This is a genomic window from Streptomyces sp. CLV115, assembly GCF_038448545.1.
Classification (GTDB): Bacteria; Actinomycetota; Actinomycetes; order Streptomycetales; family Streptomycetaceae; genus Streptomyces; species Streptomyces sanglieri.
The window spans coordinates 50,566-77,034 of the sequence record NZ_JBCEWQ010000024.1 but is presented as its reverse complement, the minus strand read 5'-3'; the positions used below and the strand labels follow the sequence as shown (position 1 = coordinate 77,034).

Genomic DNA, 26,469 nt, shown 5'->3' with positions numbered 1-26,469 from the left:
GTCGGGGTCAGGGGTGGAGGGTACCCCGTGCCGCGTCCGGCCCCGGGGGCTCGTCGAACGGTCCGGGCCACAGCGGAGCGGCGGATGTGACCGGACGACGTCCGGTCTGATGCGTTACATGTCACACAGGGCATTTCTCGGTTTTCGGCCGTTTCGCGGAACCGGTCGCCGGCCGTTCGCCTCTCCCTCGGCGAGAAGCAATGCCTTGGAGGTTTTTCCGTTGATCGCTGCACACCGGCCCGTACGCCGCACCGCTCCGTCCGGCCGCCCGGCCCGGCTCACCCTGGTCGCCGGCGGCGCGGTGCTCGGTGTCGTGCTCACCGCCTGTTCCGGTGCCGCCGCCTCGGACCCGGAGTCGGACAAGGGCGGCGCGGCCGCGTCCTCGGAGGCCAGGATCTCGGTGAACCTGCGGGGCGGCCGGGCCGTCCCGGGGACGCCGGTGAAGGTGACGCTCGACACCGGGAAGCTGAAGACGGTCGCGGTGAGCGCGGACGGGGGCGAGGCGCTCACCGGCCGGATATCCGCCGACGGCAGGACCTGGACGTCGGACCGGCCGGCCGCCCCCGGCACGAAGTACGGCATCGAGGCGAAGAACACCGAGGGCGGCGGCGCCAGGGCGGGCTTCACCACCGCCGCCGCTGAGAAGGTCAACAAGCTGACACTGGCCCCCGGCAAGAACACCACGGTCGGCATCGCCCAGCCGCTGTCGGTCGTCTTCGACAACCCGGTGAAGGACAGGGCGGCGGTCGAGAAGGCGCTGAAGGTCTCCACCTCGAACAACACCGAGGGCTCCTGGGGCTGGCTGCAGGACTACTCCGGCAAGGACCGCGTCGACTGGCGGCCCAAGGAGTACTGGAAGCCGGGGACGAAGGTCACGCTCGACGCCGATCTCAACGGCATCGACTCCGGCAGGTCCGGCGGCTGGTTCGTGCGCGACTACCGGACCACCTTCACGATCGGCGCCGAGCAGGTGGTCAAGGTCGATCTCGACCGCCACCGGCTGGCGCTGAAGCGGGACGGGGAGACCGTCATGGACGTGCCCATGTCGGCCGGTACCCCGGGCGGCGAGAAGGCGTCCTGGCGCGGGACCGCCGTGCTGATGTCCAAGGAGGGCACGATCAACATGCGCTCCGAGACGGTCGGCCTCGGCGACGCCTACGACAAGATGGTCGACTCGTCGATGCGGCTGACCTGGTCGGGGATGTACGCCCACGCGGCACCGTGGAACGCGGCCTACTTCGGGGTGGCCAACCACAGTTCGGGCTGCGTCGGGATGAGCGACGCCGACGCCGGCGCGCTGTACGGGCAGGTGCGGGTCGGCGACCCGTTCGAGATCACCGGCGCGGACGCCAAGGGCACGGTGGCGGAGGGCAACGGGTACGGGGCGTGGAACGTGTCGTGGGCCGACTGGCAGACGAAGAGCGCGCTGTAGCGGGAGGGGCGGGGCGGACCGCCGCCGGGCCTCCCCCGCCCCGACCGGCGATTGTTACCCTCACGTAACTTACCGATGAGTTACCACGGGTAAGGGGTCGGGGTTACCGTCGGGTCACTTTGCCCCGCACCCGTGAGGAGTGACCCGTGGGACGTCCGTACCCGGCTCTGCGCACCACCGCGTCCATCGGAACCGCCGCCGTCCTCTTCGCCGGAGCCGCCCTCTCCGCGGCTCCGGCGGCCGCCGCCCGGACTCCCGCCACGCCGGTCGCGGCGTCCGCTCCGGGCCCGGAGTTCCACGACATCCCCGGCTCCGGCGGGATCACCCTCAAGGGCAATGTGTTCACACCGGCCGGAGCGGAGCCCGGCACCAAGCACCCGCTGATCGTGCTGCCCACCAGCTGGGGCCTGCCACAGGTCGAATACTTCGCCCAGGCCCAGCAGCTCGCCGACTCCGGCTATGTGGTGGTGAGTTACACCTCACGGGGCTTCTGGCTCTCCGGCGGGAGGATCGAGGTCGCGGGAGAGCCGGATCTCGCGGACGTCTCCTCGGTCATCGACTGGGCCCTGGCCGGCACCCCGGCCGACCCGGACCGCATCGGCATGGGCGGCGTCTCCTACGGGGCGGGCATCAGCCTCCTGGCGGCCGGGCACGACAAGCGGATCAAAGCCGTGGTCGCGCTCAGCGGCTGGGCCGATCTCATCGACTCGATCTACAGCGGCCGAACCCAGCACCTCCAGGCCGCCGCCCTCCTCGGTGGCTCCGGCCTGCTCACCGGCCGCCCGAGCGACGAGCTGACCCGGACGCTCACCGACTTCCTGGGCTCCGACCTCACCAAGGAGGAGGACATGATCGCCTGGGGGAAGAAACGCTCCCCCGCCGCGTACCTCGACGAGATCAACGCCAACGGCGCGGCCGTCATGATGGGCAACGCCTGGGGCGACACGATCTTCCCGCCCAACCAGTACGCCTCGTTCTACGAGAAGCTCAGCGGTCCCAAGCGTCTGGAGTTCCGTCCGGGCGACCACGCCACGGCGGAGGCCACCGGACTGCTCGGCCTGCCCAACGACACCTGGACCGAAGCCCACCGCTGGTTCGACCGCTATCTCAAGGGCGAGCGCAACGGCATCGACCAGGAGCCGCCGGTCCGGCTCAAGTCCCGTACGGACGGCGGCTACGAGGGCTACCCGGACTGGAAGTCGGTGGGCGCCGTCGAGGAACGGATCGGGCTCGACGGCACCAGGCGGATCCTGGCGAACATCGACTCCGGCGCCAACGGCGGCATCGTCATGCTGTCCAACGCGCTCGACCAGTTCGTGAAGCTGCCGCCGATCGCCTCCGTCCCGCTGCTGCCCCGTGCCTTCGCGGGGGTCTGGCAGTCCGGGAAGTACCCGGTGGAGAAGCGGGTGCGCGGCACAGTGAAGGTCCACACCACGGTGACCCCGAACAAGGAAAGCGGCACCTTCGTCGCGTATCTCTACGACGAAGGGCCGCTCGGCCTCGGAAAGCTGGTCAGCAACGCCCCCTATACCTTCCACGGGCGGACGCCGGGCCGGCCGTTCCCCGTAGACCTGGAGCTGTTCTCCACCGCCTACGACGTTCCGGCCGGTCACCGTCTCACCCTGGTGATCGACACCGTCGATCCGCTCTACATCGAGCACAACCCGACCGGATCACAGCTGACCTTCTCCTCGTCCCCGGCGGACCCGTCGTACGTGTCCGTACCGTTGCGCGAGAAGTGATCACCGGCTGCTGCCGGGCGGGCACCGCTCCGCTGGGACCGCCTGGTGGCGGACCCGGCTACTGCACTCCCGGCAGCAGCGTTCCTGGTTCGGCCGGTGCGATCTCCACGGCCTTCATCTTCGGATTGCGCCGTTCCCGCTTGGCCACCCAGGTCGCGAACCAGGAGAGCAGCATGCACATCCCGATGTAGATCGGCGAGATCACCATCACCACGGGGATGAAGGGAAGATCGTAGTCGAGGTTGGATGCGATGAGCTTGCCCGCATGGAGGAATTCCTCATAGGTGATCAGATAGCCGAGCGAGGTGTCCTTCAGCGCCACGACCAACTGGCTGATGATCGTGGGCAGCATGGCGCGCACCGCCTGCGGGGCCAGTACGAACGTGGTGACCTGCGTCTTGCGCAGCCCCAGGGCGTACGCGGCCTCCGACTGGCCGCGCTCCACCGAGATGATCCCGGTGCGGAACACCTCGGCGAGCACCGAGCCGTTGTACAGGGTCAGGCCGGCGACCAGGGCGGGCAGCGGCTGCACCTTCAGCGCCACGAAGATGAAGAAGATCATCACCAGAACGGGCATCGCCCGGAAGAACTCCACCAGCAGCGTCGCGATCCAGCGCACGGCCCGGTGGTCGGAGAGCCGGCCGACGGCGAGGACCGCGCCGAGCAGGAGCGAGAGCACCGCGGCGTACGCGAACGCCTTGAGGGTGTTGCCCAGCCCGCGCAGCAGCAGTTCCTGAATGCCCTTGTACGCGAAGGGCGTCCACTTGGCACTGGTGAACTGTCCGGTGTCGAAGAGCAGATGGACGACCCAGCCGAACAGGGCGAGGATCAGGGCCGTGGCAACGATCCCGTAGAGCAGATGGCGTTTGCGGGTCGCCGGGCCAGGGATGTCGTAGAGCGCGGTGGCGGACGGTGCGGTGCGGGTGGTCATCGGGCGACTCCCCAGCGCTTCTCCATCACGTTGAAGAGCGCACTGATGGACAGGGTGATGATCAGGTAGCCGACGGCGATCCAGACGAAGGTCCAGATGATGCTGTAGCCCAGCTCGTTGAGGGTCTTGTAGGTCCCGAGCAGTTCGGTGACGCTGAACGCCCCGGCGATCGCCGAGTTCTTGGCGAGGGCGATGAGCGTGGAGCCGACCGGCGGGATCACGGATCGGAACGCCTGCGGCAGCACCACGGTGTTCAGCGTCTGGCCGAACGTCATGCCGAGGCTGCGGGCCGCCTCGCCCTGTCCGGTCGGCACGGTGTTGATGCCCGAGCGCAGCACCTCGCAGATGAACGCGGAGGTGTAGCAGCCGAGCGCGAGAACCGCGAAGACCTCGAAGGGCAGGACCAGCCCGAAGCGCGGCAGTCCGAGCAGGACCGCGAAGAAGAGCAGGGTCAGCGGGGTGTTGCGCAGCACCGTCACCCAGACCGTGCCGAGCACCCGCAGCGCGGCGACCGGGGACACCCGGCAGGAGGCCATGAAGAAGCCCAGGACCAGGGCCAGGATCGAGGAGTAGACGGTCAGTTCGACCGTGCCCAGGAAGCCCTTGCCGTAGAGCGAGAAATTCTCGGTGAGTACGTCCATGGTCGATGCCCGCCCTCTCAGGTGGCCGGGTAGCGGTCGATGGGCGGCGGTGTCGGGGCGGGCACTCCGGAGAGGCCGAGTGTGGCCTCGAACGCCTTCTTCCAGTTGCCGTTCTTCTCGTTGGCCTCCAGCGCGTCGTTGAGCGCGAACCGCAGCGCGTTGTCACTGCGCGGGACGCCGATGCCGTACGGCTCCTCGGAGAACGGCTTGCCCACGACCTTCATCTCCTTGGGCGCCTTGGCCGCGAAGCCCAGCAGGATGGCGTCGTCGGTGGTGACGGCGTCGACCTGGTAGGTCAGCAGGTTGTCGACGCAGATCGAGTACGTGTCGTAGGCGACCAGGATCGCCTTCGGGTAGTCGGCGGCGATCCGCTGGTACGGGGTGGACCCGGCGGCGGAGCAGACCGTCTTGCCGGCCAGGTCCTGGGGCCCGTTGATGTCGTTCTCGTCGGTGCGGACGAGGAGGCCCTGCCCGGCCATGTAATAGGGGCCGGCGAAGCCGACGAGCTTCTTGCGCATGGCGTTGATGGTGTAGGTGCCGACGTAGTAGTCGATCTGCCCGTTCTGCAGCGCCGTCTCGCGGTTGGCGGAGGCGATGGTCCGGAAGCGGATCGTCTTCGGGTCGAAGCCGAGGGCGGCCGACATCATCTTGGCGATCTCGATGTCGAAGCCGGAGTAGATGCCGGTGGCCGGGTCCTTCTCGCCCAGGTAGGGCTGGTCCTCCTTGGCCCCGACCCGGAGGTAGCCGCGCTTCTTGGCATTGGTCCAGGTCGGCGAGGCGGGCAGCCGGAAACCGGTGTCGACCTTGTACACCGGCAGCTGCTCGGGCTTCGGGCCCTTCACCGGCGGGCTGCCCTCCTTGCCGCACGCGGCGGCTAGCACGGCCAGCAGGAGTCCGGCGCAGGCGGCCACGACTTTTCTCGTACGCAACACGGAGCCCCCCGTCAGTGCTTGAGGATCTTGGACAGGAAGTCCTTGGCGCGATCGCTCCGAGGAGCGGTGAAGAACGCGTCGGGAGTGCGGTCCTCGACGATGCGTCCGTCGGCCATGAAGACCACGCGGTTGGCGGCGGAGCGGGCGAAGCCCATCTCGTGCGTGACGACGACCATCGTCATGCCGTCCCGGGCGAGCTGCTGCATGACCTCCAGCACCTCGTTGATCATCTCCGGATCGAGCGCCGAGGTGGGCTCGTCGAAGAGCAGTGCCTTGGGGTCCATGGCGAGGGCGCGGGCGATGGCCACCCGCTGTTGCTGACCGCCCGAGAGCTGGGCGGGGAACTTGTCGGCATGCGAGGCCAGTCCGACCCGCTCCAGCAGTTCCCGGGAGCGCCGGTCCGCCTCGTCCTTCTTGCGCTTGCGGACCTTGAGCTGGGCGAGCGAGACGTTGGCCAGCACGGTCCGGTGCGCGAACAGGTTGAACGACTGGAAGACCATGCCCACTTCGGCCCGGAGCCGGGCCAGCCCCTTCCCCTCCTCGGGAAGGGGTCTGCCGTCGATCGTGATGTGGCCGGACTCGATCGTCTCCAGCCGGTTGATGGTCCGGCAGAGAGTCGATTTGCCGGAGCCGGATGGGCCGATGACCACCACCACCTCCCCGCGGCCGACGGTGAGATTGATGTCCTGCAGTACGTGCAACTGTCCGTAGTACTTGTTGACGTCCCGCAGCTCGATCAACGGATCGACGGCCATACGCTGCCCTACCCACTTTTCGCTGTGTCGAGGTCAGCGCAAACTATCCAGCCTGGAAAGGGACTTCGCCGCCGACACGCACAAATGGGGCATAAGGCTTCTTATCCGATTGCCATGGGAGTTCTACCCCTCGGCCGACTCCGAATAGACCTGGGAGAGCTCCGGGCTGCCCGCCATCGCCCAGTCCAGCCCCGCCTCCACCACGTCGATCTCCCGCCCGGAGGCGAGCCGCACCACGGGCTGCCCGCCCGGCCGGATACTCCAGACCGCACCGGGGACGTTCCGCACCAGGACCGTTCCCAGGTACAGCCCCGCGTCGTTGCCCAGCCAGGGCAGCTCCTCCGGGTCGTCCCGCCAGCGCGGCGGCAACTGGTCGAGAGCGGCCAACGACGCCGGGCTGTCGTCGAGTTCGAGCCCGCACTGCCCCACTCGGACACGCAGCAGCTCGCACTCCGCGAGGAGCTCGGCCACGCCGTCGGGATCGGCGGCGACCGCGGCGGCGAGCCCCGCCCCCCGCGCTCCGTCGTGACGCCTGCGCCAGTTGTCCAAGAAAGGGATGTTCATGATCAGATCCCCCCGAGGGTGCAACCGCCGAACACGGGCCCTGCCTGGGCGGCAGCCGGCCCGAGCAGAAGCGGATAGTTGGCTTCATTTAGCGTCAGTCGGCTCACGTTCACCATGATCATCTCCCACTTGACTCCCACCGGCCCCCATCGGGTCAACGCGGCGCAGTGCGACCATCAGCTCACCATGACACAAAACCGGCCCCGGATCGCTGCACCTTGAGGGGTGTGGGCCGCGATCCGGCGAGTGGTCGCCTCATGAGCCGCGTCTGCCGCCGTCGGGAGGGCAGGGAGGCCGGTGGAGCGATCACCGCGCGGTGTGCACACGGCGCGGCAGCCCAAGCGATCGACGCCAGTCGGCGGCGCTGCTACCTTGCTCAGCCGTAGAACGTCACTACAACGACTGCAACACCGGGGGTCTCGTGGGTCGGGTAGCGAACTTACGGCTTCTACTCCTGCGCGTGCGCATGCACGCTGCCGCCATCGCAGGTCTGACCGCACTGCTGATTGCGTCGGCCGTCGGCTGCTCCAGCAGCGACAGGCAACCCGGTGCCAACGCCGGCCCGGTCGCCGAAAGCCGAGCCAAGAGTACGACGCAGGTGGCCCAACCCCGCAAGTATGTCGCCATGGCCGTGGACGGCGAGTTGCACGCCATGCTGGCATTCCAGGTTTATCCCGAGGGTGGCCAGGTGACCGGAAAGTACACGCTGGTGCACTTCGACGGGCAGGGCGAGGAGGTTCGGGAGAAGACCGACGTCAACGGACGCGGCTCGGACAGCACGTTCGAGTTCAACGGACTGATCGACTACGGGGCCGTCACGGGCACCCTCTCGGAAGACCGAACCCGGCTGACGCTCGACAGCGAATTCGGTGTGCAAACGACGCAGTGGACGATCGCCTCCTCCACAGAGGTCTTCGAGTCAGCCGTCAAGCAGTACGCCAAACGGTTTGCGTCCTGTTCCAAAAAACAGGAGTACAACCCTTGCGAGGGCGTGGCCTGAATGCACGTCCGCCCTGCCCCCGGGCGCTGTTCCGAGTGAGGGGCGGGTGACCTGTGACAGCGAAGATTGATCCATTGCCACCGAAGTCCGACCGGTGCCAGCACTACTCGCTGAGCATGCCGGCAGTTCTACGAGACTTCGATGCTCTGTGGGACAGGTGCGCGAGCAGCCGCCCCGTGCTGACGGCAACGTAGACCACGACCAGAACCCCGAGTCCGAGGTCGAGCCAGCTATGCTCCGCGCCCCTGAAGAGTGAGGCCCATGCCCCGGCCCCTGCGACGGATCCGGCAACCACAAGCAGCACCGACATCACGGCGTACAACGCCCGCGCAGCCCTGGGCCGCCGCTCCTTGAGCAGCTCGCCACCCGCACCGAGCGCGACCACCGCGGCGAAAGCGTGGTGCGGCTCCAGATGCCCCGACCCGATCGCATCCGCGATGTTGGTCAGGACGCCGATCGAACCGACGACCAGGACGCCTTGGGATATACGGCGGCTCATCGGCCCTCGCTCTCAGTCAGACTTCGGTGACAACGGATCAATCTTCGCTGCCACAGGCCAGCGGCTTTACCGATCACTTCCAAGTCGACCGGTTCGCTCGTTGGTAGTGGATTCCGGGGCGTTGCGTTCGCATGTACCGATCTCCGCTTCGCCAACAAGCGCATCGCTGATCTTGACACACAAATTCTTGAGCAGGACCGATGACGACCTCCGAACCAGGGCTTTCAGAGGATGCCTGAACCTGAAGTCCTCATCGGGTCCGGCAGAAAAATGGATCGTCAAAGCGAGCCCGGCCTCCTACCGTTCCGCCATGCAGATCGTTGTGACGCTGGACTGTGTCGACATCGAGGCCCAAGCGAACTTCTGGCTCGGCGCGCTCGCCCCGCTGCACTACTGCCGCGGTTTCCACGGACCTCCCTACCTGAGCCTGGTCGGGCCCGCTCCTGCACCAACCCTTCTCCTGCAGCACGTCCCGGAACCAAAGCAAGGCAAGAACCGCATGCATCTCGACCTCGACTTTGGCACCGCAGACGTGATGTCCGAGGTCAACCGCCTCAAACAACTTGGCGCCGCAAGGCTCTCTGAAGAACTCAACGAACACGGCTTCCGCTGGTTCGTCGTTGCCGACCCGGAGGGCAACGAGTTCTGCGTATTCAATCCCCCGGAATCACTTCGTCACGGACGCCTACGCAACACATGACTCCAGGTCGGAACCAACACGGACACTTCGAGACTCGGTAAGGGCCACGACCTCGTCGAGTTCCTACGGCGGGCCGGCCTCGACGACGTCTGGGACATCCTCGACGACCCGCACTGGATCGAATGGCGGGGCGGCCGGGCGCATCGGTACGAGGCGGCGTGACCTGTGATGCTGCTGCGGCGTCGCCCGAGCATGACCACCCCCTTTGAAGCACTCACCGGGCAGGGCGACGGCATCCACACCCTTCACGTCACCCGCGAAGAAGGCCTCGCCATCCTGCGGGCTCTTGACGACTGGGCCGGGCACACGCCCGAGAGTGTTCGCGTGATGAGCCGGCTGGCCGCCCGACTCAGTCACGACGTCCAGGCCAAGCCGTAGCGGTGCCGCACCACGCGACCCACTGGGCCTATGAGAATGTCCTCGCCGACGAGCTGCCATTGCGTCCAGCAGGTTCCGCCACCGTGGCGCTCGCCGCGACAGGAGCAGGTGCAGTCATCACCACCTGCGGTCTGACACTTCGTGTGGCAGCGCTCGGTCGTGGAGACTCAAGGTATACGTCCGCCTCTCCGAACCGGCTGGCACGAGCTTCCGTGAGCATCCTCAGGTGTGGTCCGGCTGCCTTCCAGCGGCTCGGCTCGACCGTGTTGTTCCACTCGGGGCGGATGCGATTCCCAGCTCCTCCAGGAGCCATCGCCGGTTCGATCCGCCCTCGTAGGGCGTCCAGGGATATCGAGAGTGGTCCACCCAAGTGGGCTCACTTCAGGCAGCGTTATTACATGAGTGGCTACACGGCCGCCACCGGGTCCGACTTCAGCTGAAAGCAGTAGCGCCCCCTCCCGCCGAGGCGGTTCCCGGCGGTCGTTGGTAGTGGTGTGGCGCCTGCTGCTGCGTTCCGGCTTCACTTCCCGTCGGGTTCGGCGGGAAGCGAAGCCTGTGGTGTGCACCACAGGGCGCGCTGACCGCCGTTCGAGTACTGACGCCGGTGCGGAGCCCGCTCGCGCGCCGCCGTACGCGCCGCGCACCACCCAGGGACGGTTCCGGCGGAAAAGGAGTGGAGGCGAGGCGCCCCGGGCTGGTAACTTCGCGATCATGTCCAGCCCCGAGTCCGACAGAGGCTAGCCACCGGTCCGCCGGTGGCCGATCCGCCGTCGAATCGTTCCCCGGTGCCGAGTCCCGGCCCGGACCGATTCCCACTCGGCTGCCACCGCAGGACCCCCGTTGTGTGGGCTGCGCTCCCCCTCCGCGCTCGTGAACCGCTCCCGGTCCACCGTGCGCGGGCTCTCCGGCTCCGGCGCCTGTCGCGCCGGCCGTCACGTCCATGAACATCCCGGACGTTCTCCCGCGTTGCCGCCCGTCGTGCCGGGCGGGCGCGGGCCCACACCCCCTGTCCGGTCCATCTGTCAGTCGTCCATGGGGTTCCTTCATGCCATTTGCCGTCTACGCGCTCGGGCTCGCCGTCTTCGCCCAGGGCACCTCCGAATTCATGCTGTCCGGGCTGGTCTCGGACATCGCCGCCGACCTGCACGTGTCCATTCCCGCCGCGGGGCTGCTGACCTCGGCCTTCGCGATCGGGATGATCGTCGGGGCACCGCTGATGGCGCTCTTCAGCCGGAACTGGCCGCGCCGCCGCGCCCTGGTGTTCTTCCTCTGTGTCTTCAGCTCCGTGCATGTCGTCGGCGCGCTCACGCCCGGCTACGGGCTGCTCCTCGCGACGCGGGTCGTCGGGGCACTGGCCAACGCGGGCTTCTGGGCGGTGGCCCTGGTGACCGCGGTCGCCATGGCCGGGCCCGAGGCGCGGGCCCGCGCCACCTCGGTGGTCGTCGGAGGCGTCACCGTCGCCTGTGTCGCCGGGGTGCCCGCCGGTGCGGCGCTCGGCGGGCACTGGGGGTGGCGGTCGGCGTTCTGGGCCGTGGCCCTGATCTCCGTACCGGCCGTCCTCGTGATCGCCAGGACCGTTCCGGCGGGACGGCCGGAGGTCGCGCCCGCGCCCGCGAGCGTGGAGCTGCGGACCCTGACCGGTCCGCGGCTGCTGCTGACCCTGCTGACCAGCGCCCTGGTGCAGGGGGCTACGTTCTGCGCGTTCTCCTACGTCGAGCCGCTCGCCACCCGTGTCACCGGGCTCACCGCCGCCTGGGTGCCCGCTCTGCTGGCGCTGTTCGGGCTGGGCTCGTTCATCGGCGTCACGGCCGCCGGCCGGCTCGTCGACCTGCGGCCGGTCGCCTTCACCGCCGCCGGGCTGGTGGCGCTGGCGGTCGGCTGGGCCGGGTTCGCGCTGACCGCGGGCAGCACGTTCGCGACGGTGGCGCTCGTCCTCGTCCAGGGAATGCTGGCGTTCGGCACCGGTACGGCGCTGATCTCGTGGGTGTTCCGGCTGGCGGCCGACGCACCGACGCTCTCCGGTTCGTTCGCCACCGCCGCGTTCAATGTGGGCGGCGCGCTCGGGCCCTGGCTGGGCGGGCTGGCCATCGGTGCGGGACTGGGCTTCCGGTCGCCGCTGTGGGTGAGCGCCCTGCTGATGGTCCTGGCACTGGGCACGGCCGGGGCGTCACTGCGGATGCGCCGCGTCGCCGCCGTCTGACCGGCGGCAGGTGATGGAGCCCCGCCCGGCGCTGAACGGGCGGGGCTGTCCTGGTCACTGCAAGCAGCCAGCAAGCGGGATAAGGACGGGAACCACGCTAGCGGCCACCACTGACAACCGGTCCCGGACCTTGGTCAGACCTTGAGGTCCACGACCACCGGGGCGTGGTCGGACGCGCCCTTGCCCTTGCGCTCCTCACGGTCCACGTAGCTGTCCTCGACCGCCGCGACGAAGGGGGCGTTGCCGTAGACCAGGTCGATCCGCATGCCCTTGTTCTTCGGGAAGCGCAGCTCCCGGTAGTCCCAGAAGGTGTACGGGCGGTCGTACTTGAGCGGGCGCGGCATGACGTCCGCCAGTCCCTCCTCCCGCAGCGCGGCGAGGGCGGCGCGCTCGGCGGGGGTGACATGCGTGGCGCCCTCGAACAGGGCCGGATCCCAGACGTCCTCGTCGGTCGGGGCCACGTTGAAGTCGCCCAGCACCGCGAACGGCTGCGAGCCCGCGGCGTCCACCGCGACGGCCTTCTGCAGGGCCTCGAACCAGCGCAGCTTGTACGCGTAGTGCGCGTGCTCCACCTCGCGGCCGTTGGGCACGTAGACCGACCAGACACGGACCGGGCCGCAGGTCGCGGAGATCGCCCGCGGCTCCTGCGCGCCCTCGTAGTCGGGGCCGTCCGGCAGCCCCGTGACGACGTCGGACAGGCCGACGCGGGAGACCAGCGCCACGCCGTTCCACCGCCCGGTGGCGTTGACCGCGGACTCGTAGCCGAGCTCGCGGAGCGCGTCCGCCGGGAACTGTTCGGCGGCGCACTTGGTCTCCTGGATGCACAGCACATCCGTGCCGGTGCTCTCCAGCCAGGCCAGCAGCCTCGGGAGCCGGGCGGTGATCGAATTGACGTTCCAGGTGGCGATGCGCATGTACGTAAACCTAGCGGGTGGCACTGACAGCCGCCGGACCGGCGCCGGTCACAGCCCGGTCGAGTCCCCCGGGGCCAGCCGGCCGTGGTCGGTGCCGCCGAGGCTGCCGATCTGGCTGTCGTAGATCGGGCGGGCGAGATCGGTGAGCAGCGCGTCGTGGATGTCGATGGCGCGCCGCGGCTTCACCTCGCGCACGTAGTCGATGACTTCGGAGATCTTGTTCCACGGGGCCATCACCGGGAGCATCAGGGTGTCCACCGGGTGGTCGGGGACGGTGAGCGCGTCGCCCGGGTGGAAGAGCGAACCGTCCACCAGGAAGCCGATGTTGGTGATCCTCGGGATGTCCGGGTGGATCACCGCGTGCAGCTCGCCGTGCACCTGTACGTCGAAGCCCGCCGCGGTGAAGGTGTCGCCGTTGCCCACGGTGTGCACACGGCCGGGGAAGGCCGCGGCGAGCCGGTCCGCGACGCTGTGCAGGGTCCAGATCTCGGCTGCCGGGTCGGCGTCCAGGGCCGTGCGCAGCCGCCCCTCGTCGAAGTGGTCGGGGTGCTCGTGCGTCACCAGGATCACGTCGGCGCCGACTGCGGCGTCCTGTTCGCAGAAGCCGCCCGGGTCGATGACGAGCGTCCGCCCGTCCTTCTCCAGACGGATGCAGGAGTGCGTCTTCTTGGTCAGTGTCGAGTGCATGGGATTCACGGCGTCCATGGCCCCATCCTGCTACGGGCGGGGGCTCGTTTCTTCCTGAATCACGGTCCGGGCGACGGAGAAGGCCGCACTGGCGGCGGGCACCCCGCAGTACACGGCGGTCTGCATGAGCACCTCCTTGATCTCGGCCGGGGTGAGACCGTTGCGCAGCGCGGCCCGGACGTGCGCGGCCAGGCTCTCCAGGTGGCCGGAGGCGACCAGTGCGGTGAGCGTGACACAGCTGCGGGTCCGGCGGTCCAGGCCCTCCCGGGTCCACACCTCGCCCCAGGCGTAGCGGGTGACCAGCTCCTGGAAGTCCTCGGTGAAGTCGTCTGAGGCGGCCGTCACCCGGTCCACGTGGGCGTCGCCCAGCACCTCACGGCGCATCTTCATGCCGCGCTCGTGCGGGTCGGGGCGTCCGGTGGGCCCCGGGGCGGGCTGCGGAGTGGCGGCGGTGATCTCCGCGACCGGCAGCACGGGCGCGGAGAGCTGCGGGGTCACTGCCGGGGCGGGGATGGCGGCCAGGGTGTCCTGCCAGGCCGAGGAGAAGTGGGTGAGCAGCAGATCGGTGACGGCGCCGGGCTGCTCGACCGGGGCGAGATGGGAGGCGCCGGGCACGAGGGCGAGCCGGGCGTCCGGTATGCCGGCGACCAGGACGCGGGCGTCGCCCGGTCCGGTGACCCGGTCCTCGGCGCCGACCAGGACGAGGGTCGGGGCGCCGATGCGGCCGAGCTCGCCGCGGACGTCGAAGGCGGCGAGGGCCTCGCAGGCGGCGATGTAGCAGCCGGGGTCGGTGGTCCGCACCATCTGTACGGCCCAGTCGACGATGGCCGGCTGGGCGGCGGCGAAGCCTGGGGTGAACCAGCGCTCGGGTGCGGTGCGGGCCATCGGCTCCAGACCGTTGGTGCGTACGACCACCCCGCGCTGGCGGAACTCGTCGGCGCTGCCGAACCGGGGCGAGGCCGCGACCAGGGCCAGCGAGGCGACCCGCTGCGGGTGGCGCAGCGCGAGATCGGCGCCGATCGCGCCGCCGATGGAGCAGCCCGCGTAGCCGAAGCGCTGGACGCCCACGGCGTCGAGGGTGGCGAGCAGCCGGTCGGAGAGGTCGGCGATGGCGGTGGCGGGGTGGGCGGGGGCGCCGCCGTGGCCCGGGAGGTCGTAGCGGAAGACCCGCCAGTGCTGGGTGAGCTGCGGTATCTGCCGGTCCCACATGTGCCACGAGGTGCCCAGGGAGGGGCCCAGGACCAGGATCGGTGCGTCGTCCGGTCCGTCAAAGCGGTATTGCAGGGTTTCAGTCGTTGTCTCACTCACCCGCTCACGCTCCCACAGCGCACATTTTCCGGCGGGAGAGGGGGTCGGGACACTCGCCGGATCTCCCCATATGTCCACCACATGTGTCCTTTGCCGGACGAAGATCCTCCACATTCCGCCCGGCACGCGGTGCGGGCGGGCCTCCCGCCGTGGGGGCCCGCCCGGTCGGACGAGGTGGTCAGCGGACGTCGAAGGCGCGGGTGATGGTCTGGGTGACCGCGTTGCCCTTGGCGTCCTTGACGGTGGCCTTCGTCATGACCTGCTTGCCGGTGGCGCCGGTGAGGTCGAGGACGGCCGTCCACTCGCCGTCCCGCTGCCCGGTCGGCGCCTGGGTCCAGGTGGTGCCGCCGTCGTAGGAGTAGGACAGCGTGGCCGCCTCGATGGCGCCCGGGGTGTACCCGGCGTGGCCCTCGACCGACAGGCCGACCTCGATGCCGCTCCGCGCGGGCAGGGTGTTCAGGCCGTCCACCGGCACGTCGTACGCCGGGGAGAGGATCGGCAGGCCCCGCGAGTAGACGTCGGGCTCCCGGTGGGAGCGGAAGCTCCAGGTGGTTTTGACGGCGGTGGAGCGGAGCCAGTTCCGGTCCGAGGTGTCGATCTTCTCCAGGTTCTGGGTGAGCTCGTACGCGGAGTCCTCGTCCGGCACCTCGAACACGTCGTACGGGTAGGCGCTGGTGGCGATCTGCTCACCGTTGCGCTTCAGCGCCAGGTTGCCGAGGTCTCCGAACGATCCGCCGTAGGACCAGTGGTCGCCTGAGCCGTCGACCCAGAGCGCGTTCTGGAAGCCCATCAGGTCGCCCTGCCGCTCGGCGTTCAGCATCAGCCGGCCGTCGGCGTCGCGCGGTGCGGCCGGCCGCAGGGGGCCGCCGTACCACTCCTCGGCGCTCCGCTGTCCGGTCCGGTAGGTGCGCAGCTGGTCACTCATGAACGCGGCGAACGGGAAGCTGGTCATCGCACCGTGCGACCAGGCGTCGCCGCCGGTCGTGTAGTAGGCGGTGCGGGTGACGGGCACGTGGACGGAGCCGAACGGGCTCACGGGGACGTAGCTGCCGCTGCTCCCGGAAGGGCGGATGAACATCGCGTCGATGTAGTCGCCCTCCTTGCCCATGGCGTTCCACTTTTCGGTGACCCGGGCCAGCTTGGCGTCCTTGGGCTTGTAGACCTGGTCGGAGTGCAGCGAACCCTCGGTCGGGAAGGACAGGTTGTAGACGTAGGGCGAGCCGCCCTCGGAGCCGGTCGCGCGCCAGGTGGGCCGGAACTCGAAGGTGCCCTTCCCGGCACGCCCGTCGACATCCGCGTAGAACTTCTGGATGGTGTCGCCGGCCATGAACGATCCGGATGTCTGCCAGGTGTCGTCCCACGTGCGGGCGTAGCTGAACGTGGTGTTGTCGACCGTCGAGGGGCGGTCGGTGCGCAGGCTCAGCCGGTGGGCCCTGCGGGCGTCGAGGACGACAGTGGCGTCACCGGTGATCCGCAGCTGCGGCTTCGCGAGGTAGCCGACCGACTCGGCCACGTTGCCCGCGTCGTACGTCGCCACGAAGCTGCTGAGGGCGTAGTCACCCGGGCGCACCCGGTACGTCTGCCCGGTCGCGCCGTTGTTGCTGCGGCGCTCGCCCTTGTCGGTGTCGAGGCTGACCAGGTCCAGGGACGAGGGGCCGGCCGCGGGCTTGCCGTTGCGGTCGATGACCTCGACCCGGAGCGTGACCGTCTCCGGCTCGACGTGGAGCGTGACGGGCACGGAGACGTGCACGTCGTCGCCGGTGGCCAGGATCCGGCCGGTGACCGCACCGTACTGGGCGTCCTTCAGACGGGCGGTGGGGTCGATCCGCAGCGGTACCTGAGCGGTGGCCCCCGCAGGTACCCTCACCTTTCCCTCTTCCAGCTCGACGATGCCGGAGCGGACCTCGCTGCCGTCGTTGCCGTGCACACCGCTGACCTTCAGATCCAGGGTGAGGTCGCTCCCGCTCATGTTGGTGAAGGGCACCTGCACGGTGGTGCGGTCGGAGGTGTCCTGCGGCCAGTTGTAGCTGCCGGCCTGGACGGCGGGCGCGGAGAGCACCTTCTGGTTCACCGCGCCGAACACGTCGAGGACGCCGGCGCCGGTCCGGTCGGCGCCGGCGACCTTGCCGCCGGTGCGGGCGGAGGAGACCAGGGCGGCCTTGATCTGCTGCGCGGTCCAGTCGGGGTGGGCCTGGCGGACGACGGCCGCGGCGCCCGCGACATGCGGGGTGGCCATGGAGGTACCGGACATCGTCCGGTAGGCGTAGACGCCGCGGCCGCCCGCGCCGGCCGCCGAGATGTCGACGCCGGGGGCGGCGATCTCGGGCTTGAGGGTGTGGGTGACGGCCACGGGGCCGCGGCTGGAGAACTGCGCGGTGGTGTCGTCGCGGTCGACGGCACCGACGGTCAGCACACCGGGCACGCAGCCGGGTGAGGAGACGGTCTCGGTGGCCGGGCCGGCGTTGCCGGCGGCGACGACGAACAGGGTGCGACTGCTCTGCGAGAGCTGCTGCGTGGCCTGGGCCATCGGGTCGTTGCAGTCGCCGATCGCGGGGTTGCCCAGGCTCATGGAGACGACGTCGGCCTGCTGGTCGACGGCCCACTGCATGCCCGCGATGATCCAGGAGGTCTGGCCGGATCCCCCGTCGTTGAGGACCTTGCCGATGAGCAGGGAAGTGCCGGGGGCCACGCCCTTCTTGCGGCCTTCACTGGCCGCTCCGGACCCGCCGACCGTGGAGGCGGTGTGGGTGCCGTGGCCAACCCGGTCGTCGGTGTCCCGGGAGTCCGTGAAGTTCTTGGAGGCGGCGACCCGGTTCACCAGATCCGGGTGCTCGGCGTCCACGCCCGTGTCCAGCACGGCGACCTTGGTGTCCTTGCCGTCGTAGCCGGCCTTCCATGCCTCCGGGGCGTGCACCTGCGCGGTGGACCGGTCCAGGGTGGCTTCCGCCTTGCCGTCCAGCCACAGCTTCTTCAGTGCCGAGGCGGCGCGTGAGCGGGTGTCGGTGACGTCCTGCCAGAACGTGGCGGCGGTGTTCTTGCCCGCCTTGAGCGCGACACCCTCCACAGCCGGGAGGCTCAGTCCGCGCTCGGACCCGCGAGGGGCCGCCGGAGCGCTCTTCGCGACATCCACACCGTTCCGGTACGTGGCAATGAGCGGCAGCGAGTCGGTGTGCGTGTCGTCGTAGCCCTGACGGATGAGCCCGGTGACGTTGAACAGCTGCTCGTCGACCTTGCCCTCGGCGATCGCCCCGGTGGCGTCCTCGGGATAGACGTAGAGGTCCTTGCCCCTCTGATAGGTCTGGACGATCGGCCGTGTGCCGTCCTCGCGGGGCAGCACTGCCGCGGAGCTGTGGCCCGACGGGTCGGTGGTCACCAGCACCTTGTCGCCGGTGACGAGCGTGACCGTCGTCTGCTTGCCGCCCCTCGCCGAGGCCGCGCCGCCGGCAATCGGCCTCGTCCCCTCGTCGCCGCCGGACGGCGCATCCGCCGCTCCGGAAGGCGTGACCCCTGTGACGGCCAGGGCGGCGGCGGTCGCCGCACCCAAGGCCATACGTGTTATGGAGCGCATGAATCTCCCCACTCGAAACCGTGAACCTGCCGTGCTGCCGGTGCAGCCTGGCAGACATGTGGATCGCGTAGGGCGGCCGCGCGTGACGGGTTGCCCGCATGTCGGTTTTCCGTCACACGGCCGTGCCCACGGGCCGATGCCGGCCCCGGTGATCTTCCGGAGGGGAGGCCCGTCGGGGGTCAGAGCCAGCCCGCGCGTGCGGCGTGCCATCCGAGCTGGAGGCGCGAATCCGCTCCGGCGAGGTCCATCAGACGGCGCGTCCTGCGCTCCACGGTGCGGATGGAGACGCCGAGTTGGGAGGCCGCCCGCCGGTCGGAGATCCCTGCCAGCAGCAGGGCGAGGACCTCCAGTTCCCCCGCGGTCGGGTGCTGATCGGCCGACGGCTCCGCGTGCACACCCGTGGAAGTGGTGTAGAGCGGCCGGGCCTGGGCCCATTCCTTCTCGAAGAGATGGACCAGGGCGGCCAGCAGGCCACTGCGGTGCACCACGATGGCGCTCGGCTCCCCGCCGCAGTCCGCCATGTCCAGTGGCACCATGGCGCGTTCCCGGTCCGACACGACCATCTTCAGTGGCAGCGAGTCGACCAGGCGCAGTTCCAGGCCCGCCGTGATGCCCGCCCGCACCTCCTTCGCCATGTCGGGACCGTCGAGATAGCTCCTGGCAGCCACCACCCGGAACTCGACACCGCGGTCCAGTGCGGAACTCTCCGACACGCCGGTGTCCTCGCGCGGCACCGCGATGGGATCGCCCACGAGGAAGACGAGCAGCTCCTGCTGGGCACCGCGCTGCAGTTGGTGGAACCGGTGGGCGACCTGCTCCACGCCGACGACCACCTCCACGACGCTGCCCGCAGGGTGAGCGGCAGTACTGCGGTACTGCTCGGTCAGCATCGAGAGCGCGGCTTCGGCCCGGTGCAACGCGTTGCGCTGCTCGACGAGGAACGGTGCCAGGGCCACCGAGGGCGGGGTGAGCCGGTAGCGGACGGACCGGCGGCCGGACACGCAGTCGACCGAGTCGGGTGCCCCGCTCCCGGCCTCGGTGGCGACCGCCACCAGGCCACGGGACACCAGGTCACGCAGGATGCGGTCGGTTTCGGCCTCCTCGGCTCCGGTCTGCCGGACGAGTTCCTGCACGGAGGCTGTCGGACGGGCCAGCAGTGCCGTGTAGACGGCCTCTTCGCCCGGACTCAGTCCCAATGCCCCCAGCATCCAGCTCCCCCTCGGGCGGCCGCCGTGTCCGCCTCGGCACAGTTCGGTGGACCCTATCCCACGGCCGGAATGCCGCCACCGGCCGCCGCCCGTCCTGCACCCCGGCGGGGTGTCCGCGACGGAACCATCACGGTCCCGGCCGCCCCGCCGGTCCGGCACAGGGGCCACCGCCCGGCGGGGCGCGGCCCGCCGGCGGCCGGACCTGCCTAACGTACGGGGGTACACCGCCTGCCCGGGAGGTCCCGTGTCCCGTAAGCGTCCGAAGCACCTCGCGCGTCCCCACGACGCCATCGAGCCACCGCGCAACGCCGAGGTGGTGATCGGCGTGGTGTCACTGACCGTCCTGGTGCTGGTCCTCGGTACCCTGTCCGGGTCTGCGGTGTGGCTGCTCGGGCTCTTCGTGTTCCTGCCCGGTACGGCGTCGGCGCTGTGCACCGTGCGCCAGACGGAGTTCGTGGCCGCGTGGACCACGCTCGTGGTCGCCGTGACGGTGCTGGTCCAGAACGGCGACGCCGGGTCGTGGCTCGACAGGATCCTCCTGATGCTGTTCACCCTCGCCCTGGGCGCGGCCTCCGTGTACGCCTGCCACCGTCGTGTCCAACGCGAGCACGAGACCCTTCGGCTGCGCTCCACCGCGGCGGCGATGCAGCGGCACATCCTGCGCCCGCTGCCCATGCTCACCGAGGACGTGCTGGTCGACGGGGTGTACGAGCCCGTGCAGGAGGACCGGCTCGTCGGCGGCGACATCTACGACGTCGTCCACTCCCCGTGGGGCACCCGGGTCCTGATCGGCGACGTGCAGGGCAAGGGCCTGCCCGCGGTCGGCGCCGCGTTCGCCGTCATCGGCGCCTTCCGCGAGGCGGCCCACCGGGAGCCCACTCTCACCGCGCTCGCGGACTCCCTCGACGCCTCGGTCGTGCGGCACAACTCCTACGCCGCACAGACCGGCGACGACGAACGGTTCGTCACGGCGCTCGTCGTCAACATCGACGCGCACGAGGAGGCGCAGGCCATCAACTGCGGGCACGTCCTGCCGCAGTTGCTGTACAACGCCACCGTCAGCACTCCGGACCTCGAATCCGGCGTCCCGCTCGGTCTCGCCGAACTCGCCGCCGAACCGGCGACCGTCGGCTGGTTCGGCTTCCCGCGCGGCGCGACACTGCTGCTGACCACCGACGGGCTGACCGAGACCCGCGCCCCCGACGGCACGTTCTATCCCGTCACCGAACGCCTCGCCGAACGCGTTACGCTCGCCCCGACCGACCTGCCGGCCACCCTCTACGACGACGCACGCGCGTTCGCCGGAGGCGGTGACCGGCACGACGACGTGGCCATCCTGTCCGTCCGCCGGTCACCGTTCCGCTGACCGCGGCACGGGCCTCTCCACGCCGTGGCCGTCCCGCGATCCGGGCCGTCCCACTCCTCGGCCTCGTCCGCCGGCCGGGCAGCCCCGCCGACAGGCTCTCGTGGCCGTCGTCGGTGACGACCGGCTCGTGTGCGGCGCAGCCCCTGCGCCGCACAGGAGTGCAGCGGCCGCGGTGCGGACGTCCCGGCCCGGAACCGGGGAAGCGTCGGCACCGCAGTGACCGATGGGACAGGAGTGCGAATTTCGCTTGTCTTTTCGAATTCCGCCCGCGACGTGATCGGTGGCGCCCACATGGAATTCGACGGCGGACGAGTTCACCATTCCTCCGCGATCTTGCCCAGAGCGCTTCTAAGATCCTCGTAAAGGCGGTTCTCCGCATCTCTATGTATTCCCTCACTGGCAGGACCTCACGTCCTTCTGAACACTGAGAGCAGGAGATGAAATCAACGAATGAAGAAGTGAAGGGAGCCGCGCCCGGGACGCGTCGGCGGAGGCCGGGCGTGCCCGGTCGCCGTACCGTCGGCTCGCTGGCCGCGCTCGCCCTCGCTGTCGGTAGTGGCTCGTTAGCCGTCGCGCCCGTGGCGCACTCGCAGGCGGGGGACGGGACGGTGACGGTCCGGGTGATCCGGGCCGTGGACAACACCGGAGTGTGGACCCCCGCGCTGGAACCGGGCATCGCGGGCGTCAAGGTGACCCTCACCGACGACGCCGGGACCGGCATCGAGGGGGTCACCGCGGCCGACGGCACCGTGAAGCTCACCCCGGCGGCGGACGGACCCAGCGGCGGCAAGTACCGGGTACAGGTGGTGAATCCGAAGCCGGGAGCACTGTTTCCCGCCTTCGCCTCGCGCAAGGGGCTGGACGGTGCACCCAACCAGCTGAGCAGCAACGAGGAGTTCGTCGACCTCTCCGGCGGAAAGAACGTGGCGTACACCACCGGGCTCTGGAGCCCGGGTGACTACTGCCAGAAGAACGCACCGCTGGTGACGACCTGTCAGCCCGCCACGCGCGAGGGGGGAACCCAGCGCACGCTGGTCTCCTTCCCCTACAGCGCACGGGGCCAGGACGGCGTCGACGTCAACGTCACGAACATCGCCACCGACGCCGAGACCGGCACGCTCTTCGGCATCGCGTGGAACAAGGCCGACAGGCGGGTGTTCTCCTCGGCGCTCGCCAAGCGCACCACGGACTACGGTCCGGGCGGCGCCGGCGGCATCTACGTGACCGACCGCGCGCAGAAGTCGACCACCCTGTTCACCGTCGTCCCGGACGCGGGGACGACGGAGCACGGCCAGGGCACCGACGACGCCTTCCTCGACGCGCCCGGCAAGGAGAGCCTGGGCGGCATCAAGATCACCGAAGACGGCAAGGACCTGTTCGTCGTCAACCTCAACAACCGCAAGCTCTACCGCTACGACGCCACGGCGGCGACCGCGGCGAAGCCCGAGGCCGTCGCCGCCATCCCGGATCCGGGCTGTCCGGCGGCGGCGGACTGGCGCCCGTTCGGCCTCGGTCTGCGTGACGGCGTCGGCTACGTCGGCGGGGTGTGCTCCGGCGAGTCCACCGGGAAGCTCTCGGACCTGCGCGCCGTGGTCATGCCCTTCGACCTCGGCACCGGGGCGTTCCGCAAGCCGGTGCTGGACCAGCCGCTGGACTACCCGCGCCAGTCCACGGTCGGCGGTGGCCCGTGCGACGGCGCGGGCTGGTTCCCGTGGACGAGCACCTACCCGGACTCGCAGAACGGCCGTCCGTGCGGCAACTCCACCATCGCCAACCCCGAACCGGAGTTGGGTGAGATCGACTTCGAGTCCGACGGCTCGATGCTGCTGGCCTTCCGCGACCGCTTCGGCGACCGCGCGCCGGCCGGTCCCACGCCGGGCTCCGCCGCCGTCGTCATGTCGGGCGGTGACCTGAACAAGGCCTGTTCGGTGGACGACATGTATGTGATGGACACCAACAACGGCTGCGGGCGGTCCCCCAGGGGCACCCGTTTCTTCGACACCAGCTGGGGTGGTCACCGCAACACGGCGTTCGCCGGCATGGCGCTCTCCAAGGTCGAGAACACCATCGCGGTCTCCGCTTTCGACCCCAACCACACCGCTCTCGGGTACGGCACATCGTTCCTCCAGCGCGACGGCACGCAGGACCCGAAGTTCGGCCTGCGCCTCAACCCGCCGGGTGCCGTGGCCCCGTTCGGCAAGGGCGCCTCGATGGGCGACCTGGAGGTGCTCTGCGACCAGGCCCCGCTCCAGATCGGCAACCGGGTCTGGTACGACCCCGAGCGCAAGGGAATCCAGAACCCGGGCCAACGCCCGGTCGTGGGAGCGACCGTCAACCTGTACGACGAGTCGGGCAAGCTCGTGGGAACGACGGAGACGACGGCGCGCGGCGAGTACTACTTCGACGACTCCAATGTCACCGGAGGTCTCCGGCCGAGGACCAAATACACCATCCGCCTCGACAAACCGGCCGACTACGCCGAGGGCGGTCCGCTCCACCAGTGGGTGCCCACGGAAGCGGATGTCGGCGACAACCACTTCATCGACTCCAAGGGCATCGTCCCGCGCAGCGCGCGCTACCCGGAGCGGGCGCTGACCACCGGCGGGCCCGGGGAGAACGACCACACCTACGACTTCGGCTTCCGGCAACAGGAGGGCGAGCTGCGGCTGGTCAAGCACGACCAGCACGGCAGAGCGCTGGCCCACGCGAAATTCCAGCTGTGGAAGGAGACGAACGGCTCCGACGAACTGCAGACCACCGGTGAGGACCCGGACACGAAGGTCGGCAAGCCCTGCACCACCCGGACCGACGGCATCTGCCGCGGCACCGGCACGCCGGGCACGTACTACTGGCAGGAGGTCAGCCCGCCCGAGGGTTACGCCGCACCGAAGGAGCCCGTGTTCGGGCCGCTGGTGCTGACCGCCGAGAACCTCGACGACGGGGTCTCGGTGACAGCGGTCAACCGACGGCTCCACACCACCGAGCCGACGCCGAAACCGACGAAGCCGGTGCCGGGTGGGGACAAGCCGGATTGGCCGAACGCTCCGGGCGCACCCGGTGAACCCGGCCACACCTCCCACTCGGGTATGGCGTCCACGGGTATGAGTCAGGCGGTTCAGCTGGCTCTGGCCGGCTGCGTCGCGCTCACCGGCCTCGGTGCGGCCCTGGTCGTACTGATGCGCAGGCGAAGGGCACAGCACCACTAGGGCCCTTCGTTTGGATCACGCGAGCCCGGCCTGAACCGAACGAGAGGCCCTGGGGTCCTTCGTTTGGATCGGGCCGGGTCGGGCGGGTTCGCGGACCAGCCGTTCACGAACCCGCCCTCCCGCATGACCGACTCCCGCATCACCGACCGATGAGAGAAGGCGACCGCATGGCGCGGAAGAGGAAGACCGACGGCCGTACGCCGCGTCGGGCCCTCTGGTTGAGAACACTGATCGCGATCACGGCGTGCGGTGCCGCGGTGGGCGGCCTGGCCGCCTACCGCAGCCACTCCGACGGCTCCGCCACGGCCGAGCGGCCGGTGACGACGGAGGAGGCGTCCAGGCTGGCGCTGTCGCGGCTGAATCTGTACCGGGCCAGTCCCGTGGCGGTGACCCTGACCGCCGCCGAGGGCGGCGGCGTGGTGGTGCGGGTCAAGGGGGTCGTGGACTACCGGGCCCATCGGGCCGTGGGGAGCTACCAGGTCACCGGATCGACCGGGTCCTCCGGCGCCTCCGGGCCGCCCGTCACCGGGCAGCTCGATCGCGGGCTGATCGTCTGGGACACCGGCGGCCTCGGCCTGGCCCCCGTGCCCGAGGACGACAGCGGACCGCCCTGGCAGCAGGCCGGGCACATCCCTCGCTCGGGCTGGTCCTCGCGCTCCTACACCAGCGATCCGCTGGACGCCGGGCTCCAGTTGCTGATCGGGCTCGGGGCGGACCGCCCCGACAACCCGATGCTGCTCGCCCAGTCCGGGGCCCGATGGCTGGGCCGTGATCGCATCGACGGCCGCGGCTACGACCGGTTCGCCGGGCCGCGCGCCCAGGGTGCCACCCCCCGTGCGGGTTCCGACGGCGGACGGTCTCCGCTGACCTACTGGGTCGACGGTGACGGCGGCCTGCGGCGGGTGACGATGCGGATGCCGGGCCTGGGGACTCCGACCACCGTGGAGTTCTCCGGGCGCGAGAGCCGCGCGAAACTCCCCGAGGCGCCGTGGGGCACCGGCTGAGACCCGGGTTGCCGGTGCGCTCCGGCTCACCCCGCGGCGCTGTCGTGCTCAGCGCGGGCGCGGCACCGCGTCCACGTCCTTCGGGAGCGGATACGTGGCCGGGTCGACGGCCCCGGGCAGGCCGGTCGCCGGGCTGCCCGGGGCCGTCGGGTCCGGCATGGACGGCTGGGCGGGCGGGGCCGGCACCTCACTGAACGGGACGCCGGGCGGCGGCTGCACCGGAGCGGTCCGGCCGGTCGGAAGTGCGCCCCCGTCGCGGGCGCCGCAGCCCGCGCGTCCCTCCAGGCCGTCCGGGCTCTGGGTGCCTGGCCGGTTGCCCGCGAAACAGTTGCCGGGGTCGGCCGAGGCCAGTACGAGGTCGACGCCGTTGCCGGTGGCGCGGTTTCCTTCGACCCGGTTGCCGCTCGCCGGGTGCCCCGGCGGGTCGGTGACCACCACTCCGGCCGCCCGGTTGCCCCGGATCAGGTTGCGCTGGACGCGGTTCGCGGTGCCGCCGCCGATACCGATGCCGATACCGAAGCCCCCGTCGGCCTGCTCGGGTGTGTCGGCGGCGTTGTTGTCGGCCACCACATTGCCCGCGATCACCGCGCCGTGCTGCGGGGCGAGGGCCTCCAGATCGTTGGAGTTGACCGTGACACCGACCCGGTTGCGGGCGACGCGATTGCCCAGCACCGACAGGCCGTCCGAGGCGTTGGTCAGTTCGATGCCGACCGCGTTGCGCTCCACGGTGTTGCCGCGGACGACGGTGGAGCAGGGCTTGCACTGGCCGACGTAGATGCCGGAGTCGGCGTGTCCGGAGGCGTAGGAGTCCTCGATCACTCCGTCGCGCGCGTCGAAGGCGTAGATGCCGTACAGGCCGTTGTTGTACGCCGTGACCCGGGTCGCGCGGAATCCGCGGACGGCGGGGAAACGGGTGGTGTCCAGCGGGTCGTAGGCGGAGCCGCCGGCGCCGCGCTGCTGCAACCGCTCGTCGGTGACCCCGGTGAACAGGACGCCGTTGGCGAGGTAGCCATGCACGGTGAGGTTCTCCACCACCGAGCCCGCGCCGGTCACGGTGATGCCGTTGGCCAGACGCACACCGCCGTCGAAGACCACCTTGTTGCGGTCCGTTCCGCGCAGGACCACGCGGGGCTTGGTGAGACGTACGCTCTCCCGGTACACACCGGGGCCGATCAGTACCGTCTCGCCCTCGCGGGCGGTGTCCACCGCCTGCTGCACCGAGCGGAAGTCCTGCGGGACGCGCAGCACACTCCCCGCCGGATGCCGTGCGTCGCCGGGGGCCGGTTCCGTGCCGGAGCATCCGGTGGCCGCCAGCGCGAGCGGGACGATCAGTACCGACAGACGCGACACCGCCCGGAACACCGCTTTCGGGACGGTCGAGGCGTTCAACTGGCGTAATGCAGACAGGGTTTGCATGGAGGATGTTTTATCGTC

Annotated in this window: 21 protein-coding genes; 9 read left to right on the top strand and 12 right to left on the bottom strand. The window is 70.0% G+C overall.

What is annotated here, in order from left to right; all coding sequences use genetic code 11:
* Positions 1-223 precede the first annotated feature (223 nt).
* Positions 224-1,432, top strand: a complete 1,209-nt coding sequence (locus tag AADR41_RS11940) for a L,D-transpeptidase (protein ID WP_342281336.1) — start codon at positions 224-226, stop codon at positions 1,430-1,432.
* Between the two features lie 146 nt (positions 1,433-1,578).
* Positions 1,579-3,174 carry a CocE/NonD family hydrolase gene (locus AADR41_RS11935; RefSeq protein WP_342281334.1) on the top strand — a complete coding sequence of 532 codons (1,596 nt, stop codon included), beginning with the start codon at positions 1,579-1,581 and terminating at the stop codon, positions 3,172-3,174.
* A gap of 58 nt (positions 3,175-3,232) precedes the next feature.
* Here AADR41_RS11935 and AADR41_RS11930 read toward each other — a convergent pair whose 3' ends face one another.
* From AADR41_RS11930 to AADR41_RS11910, 5 genes are all read right to left on the bottom strand, one after another.
* The gene (locus AADR41_RS11930; protein ID WP_342281333.1) at positions 3,233-4,105 is read right to left on the bottom strand and encodes an amino acid ABC transporter permease; all 873 of its coding nucleotides are present in this window, start codon (positions 4,103-4,105) and stop codon (positions 3,233-3,235) included.
* Positions 4,102-4,746: an amino acid ABC transporter permease gene (locus AADR41_RS11925; RefSeq protein ID WP_342281332.1), complete on the bottom strand. Its 645-nt coding sequence runs from the start codon at positions 4,744-4,746 to the stop codon at positions 4,102-4,104. The genes AADR41_RS11930 and AADR41_RS11925 overlap by 4 nt, the downstream gene beginning before the upstream one ends.
* A gap of 17 nt (positions 4,747-4,763) precedes the next feature.
* Positions 4,764-5,675, bottom strand: a complete 912-nt coding sequence (locus tag AADR41_RS11920; RefSeq protein WP_342281331.1) for a glutamate ABC transporter substrate-binding protein — start codon at positions 5,673-5,675, stop codon at positions 4,764-4,766.
* A 14-nt stretch (positions 5,676-5,689) separates the two neighbouring features.
* Positions 5,690-6,433 carry an amino acid ABC transporter ATP-binding protein gene (locus tag AADR41_RS11915; protein WP_342281330.1) on the bottom strand — a complete coding sequence of 248 codons (744 nt, stop codon included), beginning with the start codon at positions 6,431-6,433 and terminating at the stop codon, positions 5,690-5,692.
* Between the two features lie 123 nt (positions 6,434-6,556).
* Positions 6,557-6,997, bottom strand: a complete 441-nt coding sequence (locus AADR41_RS11910) for a DUF6278 family protein (protein ID WP_342281329.1) — start codon at positions 6,995-6,997, stop codon at positions 6,557-6,559.
* 460 nt (positions 6,998-7,457) lie between these two features.
* Between AADR41_RS11910 and AADR41_RS11905 the strand changes: the two genes are divergently transcribed.
* A complete protein-coding gene (locus tag AADR41_RS11905; protein ID WP_342281328.1) occupies positions 7,458-7,997 on the top strand; it encodes a hypothetical protein in 540 nt (179 codons plus the stop codon).
* 103 nt (positions 7,998-8,100) lie between these two features.
* Here the strand turns inward: AADR41_RS11905 and AADR41_RS11900 are convergent, their stop codons facing one another.
* Positions 8,101-8,496, bottom strand: coding sequence for a hypothetical protein (locus AADR41_RS11900; protein WP_342281327.1), 396 nt, complete (start codon positions 8,494-8,496; stop codon positions 8,101-8,103).
* 310 nt (positions 8,497-8,806) lie between these two features.
* Here AADR41_RS11900 and AADR41_RS11895 point away from each other — a divergent pair, with 310 nt between their 5' ends.
* The 3 genes from AADR41_RS11895 to AADR41_RS11885 all read left to right on the top strand — a co-directional run bounded on the left by AADR41_RS11895 (position 8,807) and on the right by AADR41_RS11885 (position 11,774).
* A complete protein-coding gene (locus tag AADR41_RS11895; protein ID WP_342281326.1) occupies positions 8,807-9,196 on the top strand; it encodes a VOC family protein in 390 nt (129 codons plus the stop codon).
* A gap of 192 nt (positions 9,197-9,388) precedes the next feature.
* The gene (locus AADR41_RS11890) at positions 9,389-9,574 is read left to right on the top strand and encodes a hypothetical protein (protein WP_342281325.1); all 186 of its coding nucleotides are present in this window, start codon (positions 9,389-9,391) and stop codon (positions 9,572-9,574) included.
* A 1,045-nt stretch (positions 9,575-10,619) separates the two neighbouring features.
* Entirely contained in the window at positions 10,620-11,774 is a 1,155-nt protein-coding gene (locus AADR41_RS11885; RefSeq protein WP_342281324.1) for a Cmx/CmrA family chloramphenicol efflux MFS transporter, read from the top strand.
* Between the two features lie 134 nt (positions 11,775-11,908).
* Here the strand turns inward: AADR41_RS11885 and AADR41_RS11880 are convergent, their stop codons facing one another.
* The 5 genes from AADR41_RS11880 to AADR41_RS11860 form a co-directional block, all read right to left on the bottom strand.
* Complete coding sequence (locus AADR41_RS11880) at positions 11,909-12,688, bottom strand: exodeoxyribonuclease III (RefSeq protein ID WP_342281323.1); 780 nt, start codon at positions 12,686-12,688, stop codon at positions 11,909-11,911.
* Positions 12,689-12,736: 48 nt separating this feature from the next.
* Positions 12,737-13,393, bottom strand: a complete 657-nt coding sequence (locus tag AADR41_RS11875; RefSeq protein ID WP_342281322.1) for an MBL fold metallo-hydrolase — start codon at positions 13,391-13,393, stop codon at positions 12,737-12,739.
* A 12-nt stretch (positions 13,394-13,405) separates the two neighbouring features.
* Positions 13,406-14,683, bottom strand: coding sequence for a bifunctional 3-oxoadipate enol-lactonase/4-carboxymuconolactone decarboxylase PcaDC (gene pcaDC / locus AADR41_RS11870; protein WP_342281321.1), 1,278 nt, complete (start codon positions 14,681-14,683; stop codon positions 13,406-13,408).
* Between the two features lie 178 nt (positions 14,684-14,861).
* Positions 14,862-18,251 carry a S8 family serine peptidase gene (locus AADR41_RS11865; RefSeq protein ID WP_342281320.1) on the bottom strand — a complete coding sequence of 1,130 codons (3,390 nt, stop codon included), beginning with the start codon at positions 18,249-18,251 and terminating at the stop codon, positions 14,862-14,864.
* Positions 18,252-18,430: 179 nt separating this feature from the next.
* Positions 18,431-19,459 (bottom strand): helix-turn-helix domain-containing protein, encoded by a 1,029-nt coding sequence (locus AADR41_RS11860; protein ID WP_342281319.1) that lies wholly within the window; start codon positions 19,457-19,459, stop codon positions 18,431-18,433.
* A 244-nt stretch (positions 19,460-19,703) separates the two neighbouring features.
* Between AADR41_RS11860 and AADR41_RS11855 the strand changes: the two genes are divergently transcribed.
* From AADR41_RS11855 to AADR41_RS11845, 3 genes are all read left to right on the top strand, one after another.
* Positions 19,704-20,825: a PP2C family protein-serine/threonine phosphatase gene (locus tag AADR41_RS11855; RefSeq protein WP_342281318.1), complete on the top strand. Its 1,122-nt coding sequence runs from the start codon at positions 19,704-19,706 to the stop codon at positions 20,823-20,825.
* A gap of 500 nt (positions 20,826-21,325) precedes the next feature.
* Positions 21,326-24,031, top strand: coding sequence for an SdrD B-like domain-containing protein (locus AADR41_RS11850; protein WP_342281317.1), 2,706 nt, complete (start codon positions 21,326-21,328; stop codon positions 24,029-24,031).
* A 167-nt stretch (positions 24,032-24,198) separates the two neighbouring features.
* Positions 24,199-25,035, top strand: a complete 837-nt coding sequence (locus tag AADR41_RS11845) for a hypothetical protein (RefSeq protein ID WP_342281316.1) — start codon at positions 24,199-24,201, stop codon at positions 25,033-25,035.
* 48 nt (positions 25,036-25,083) lie between these two features.
* Here the strand turns inward: AADR41_RS11845 and AADR41_RS11840 are convergent, their stop codons facing one another.
* Positions 25,084-26,451, bottom strand: coding sequence for a right-handed parallel beta-helix repeat-containing protein (locus AADR41_RS11840; RefSeq protein ID WP_342281315.1), 1,368 nt, complete (start codon positions 26,449-26,451; stop codon positions 25,084-25,086).
* Positions 26,452-26,469: the final 18 nt, after the last annotated feature.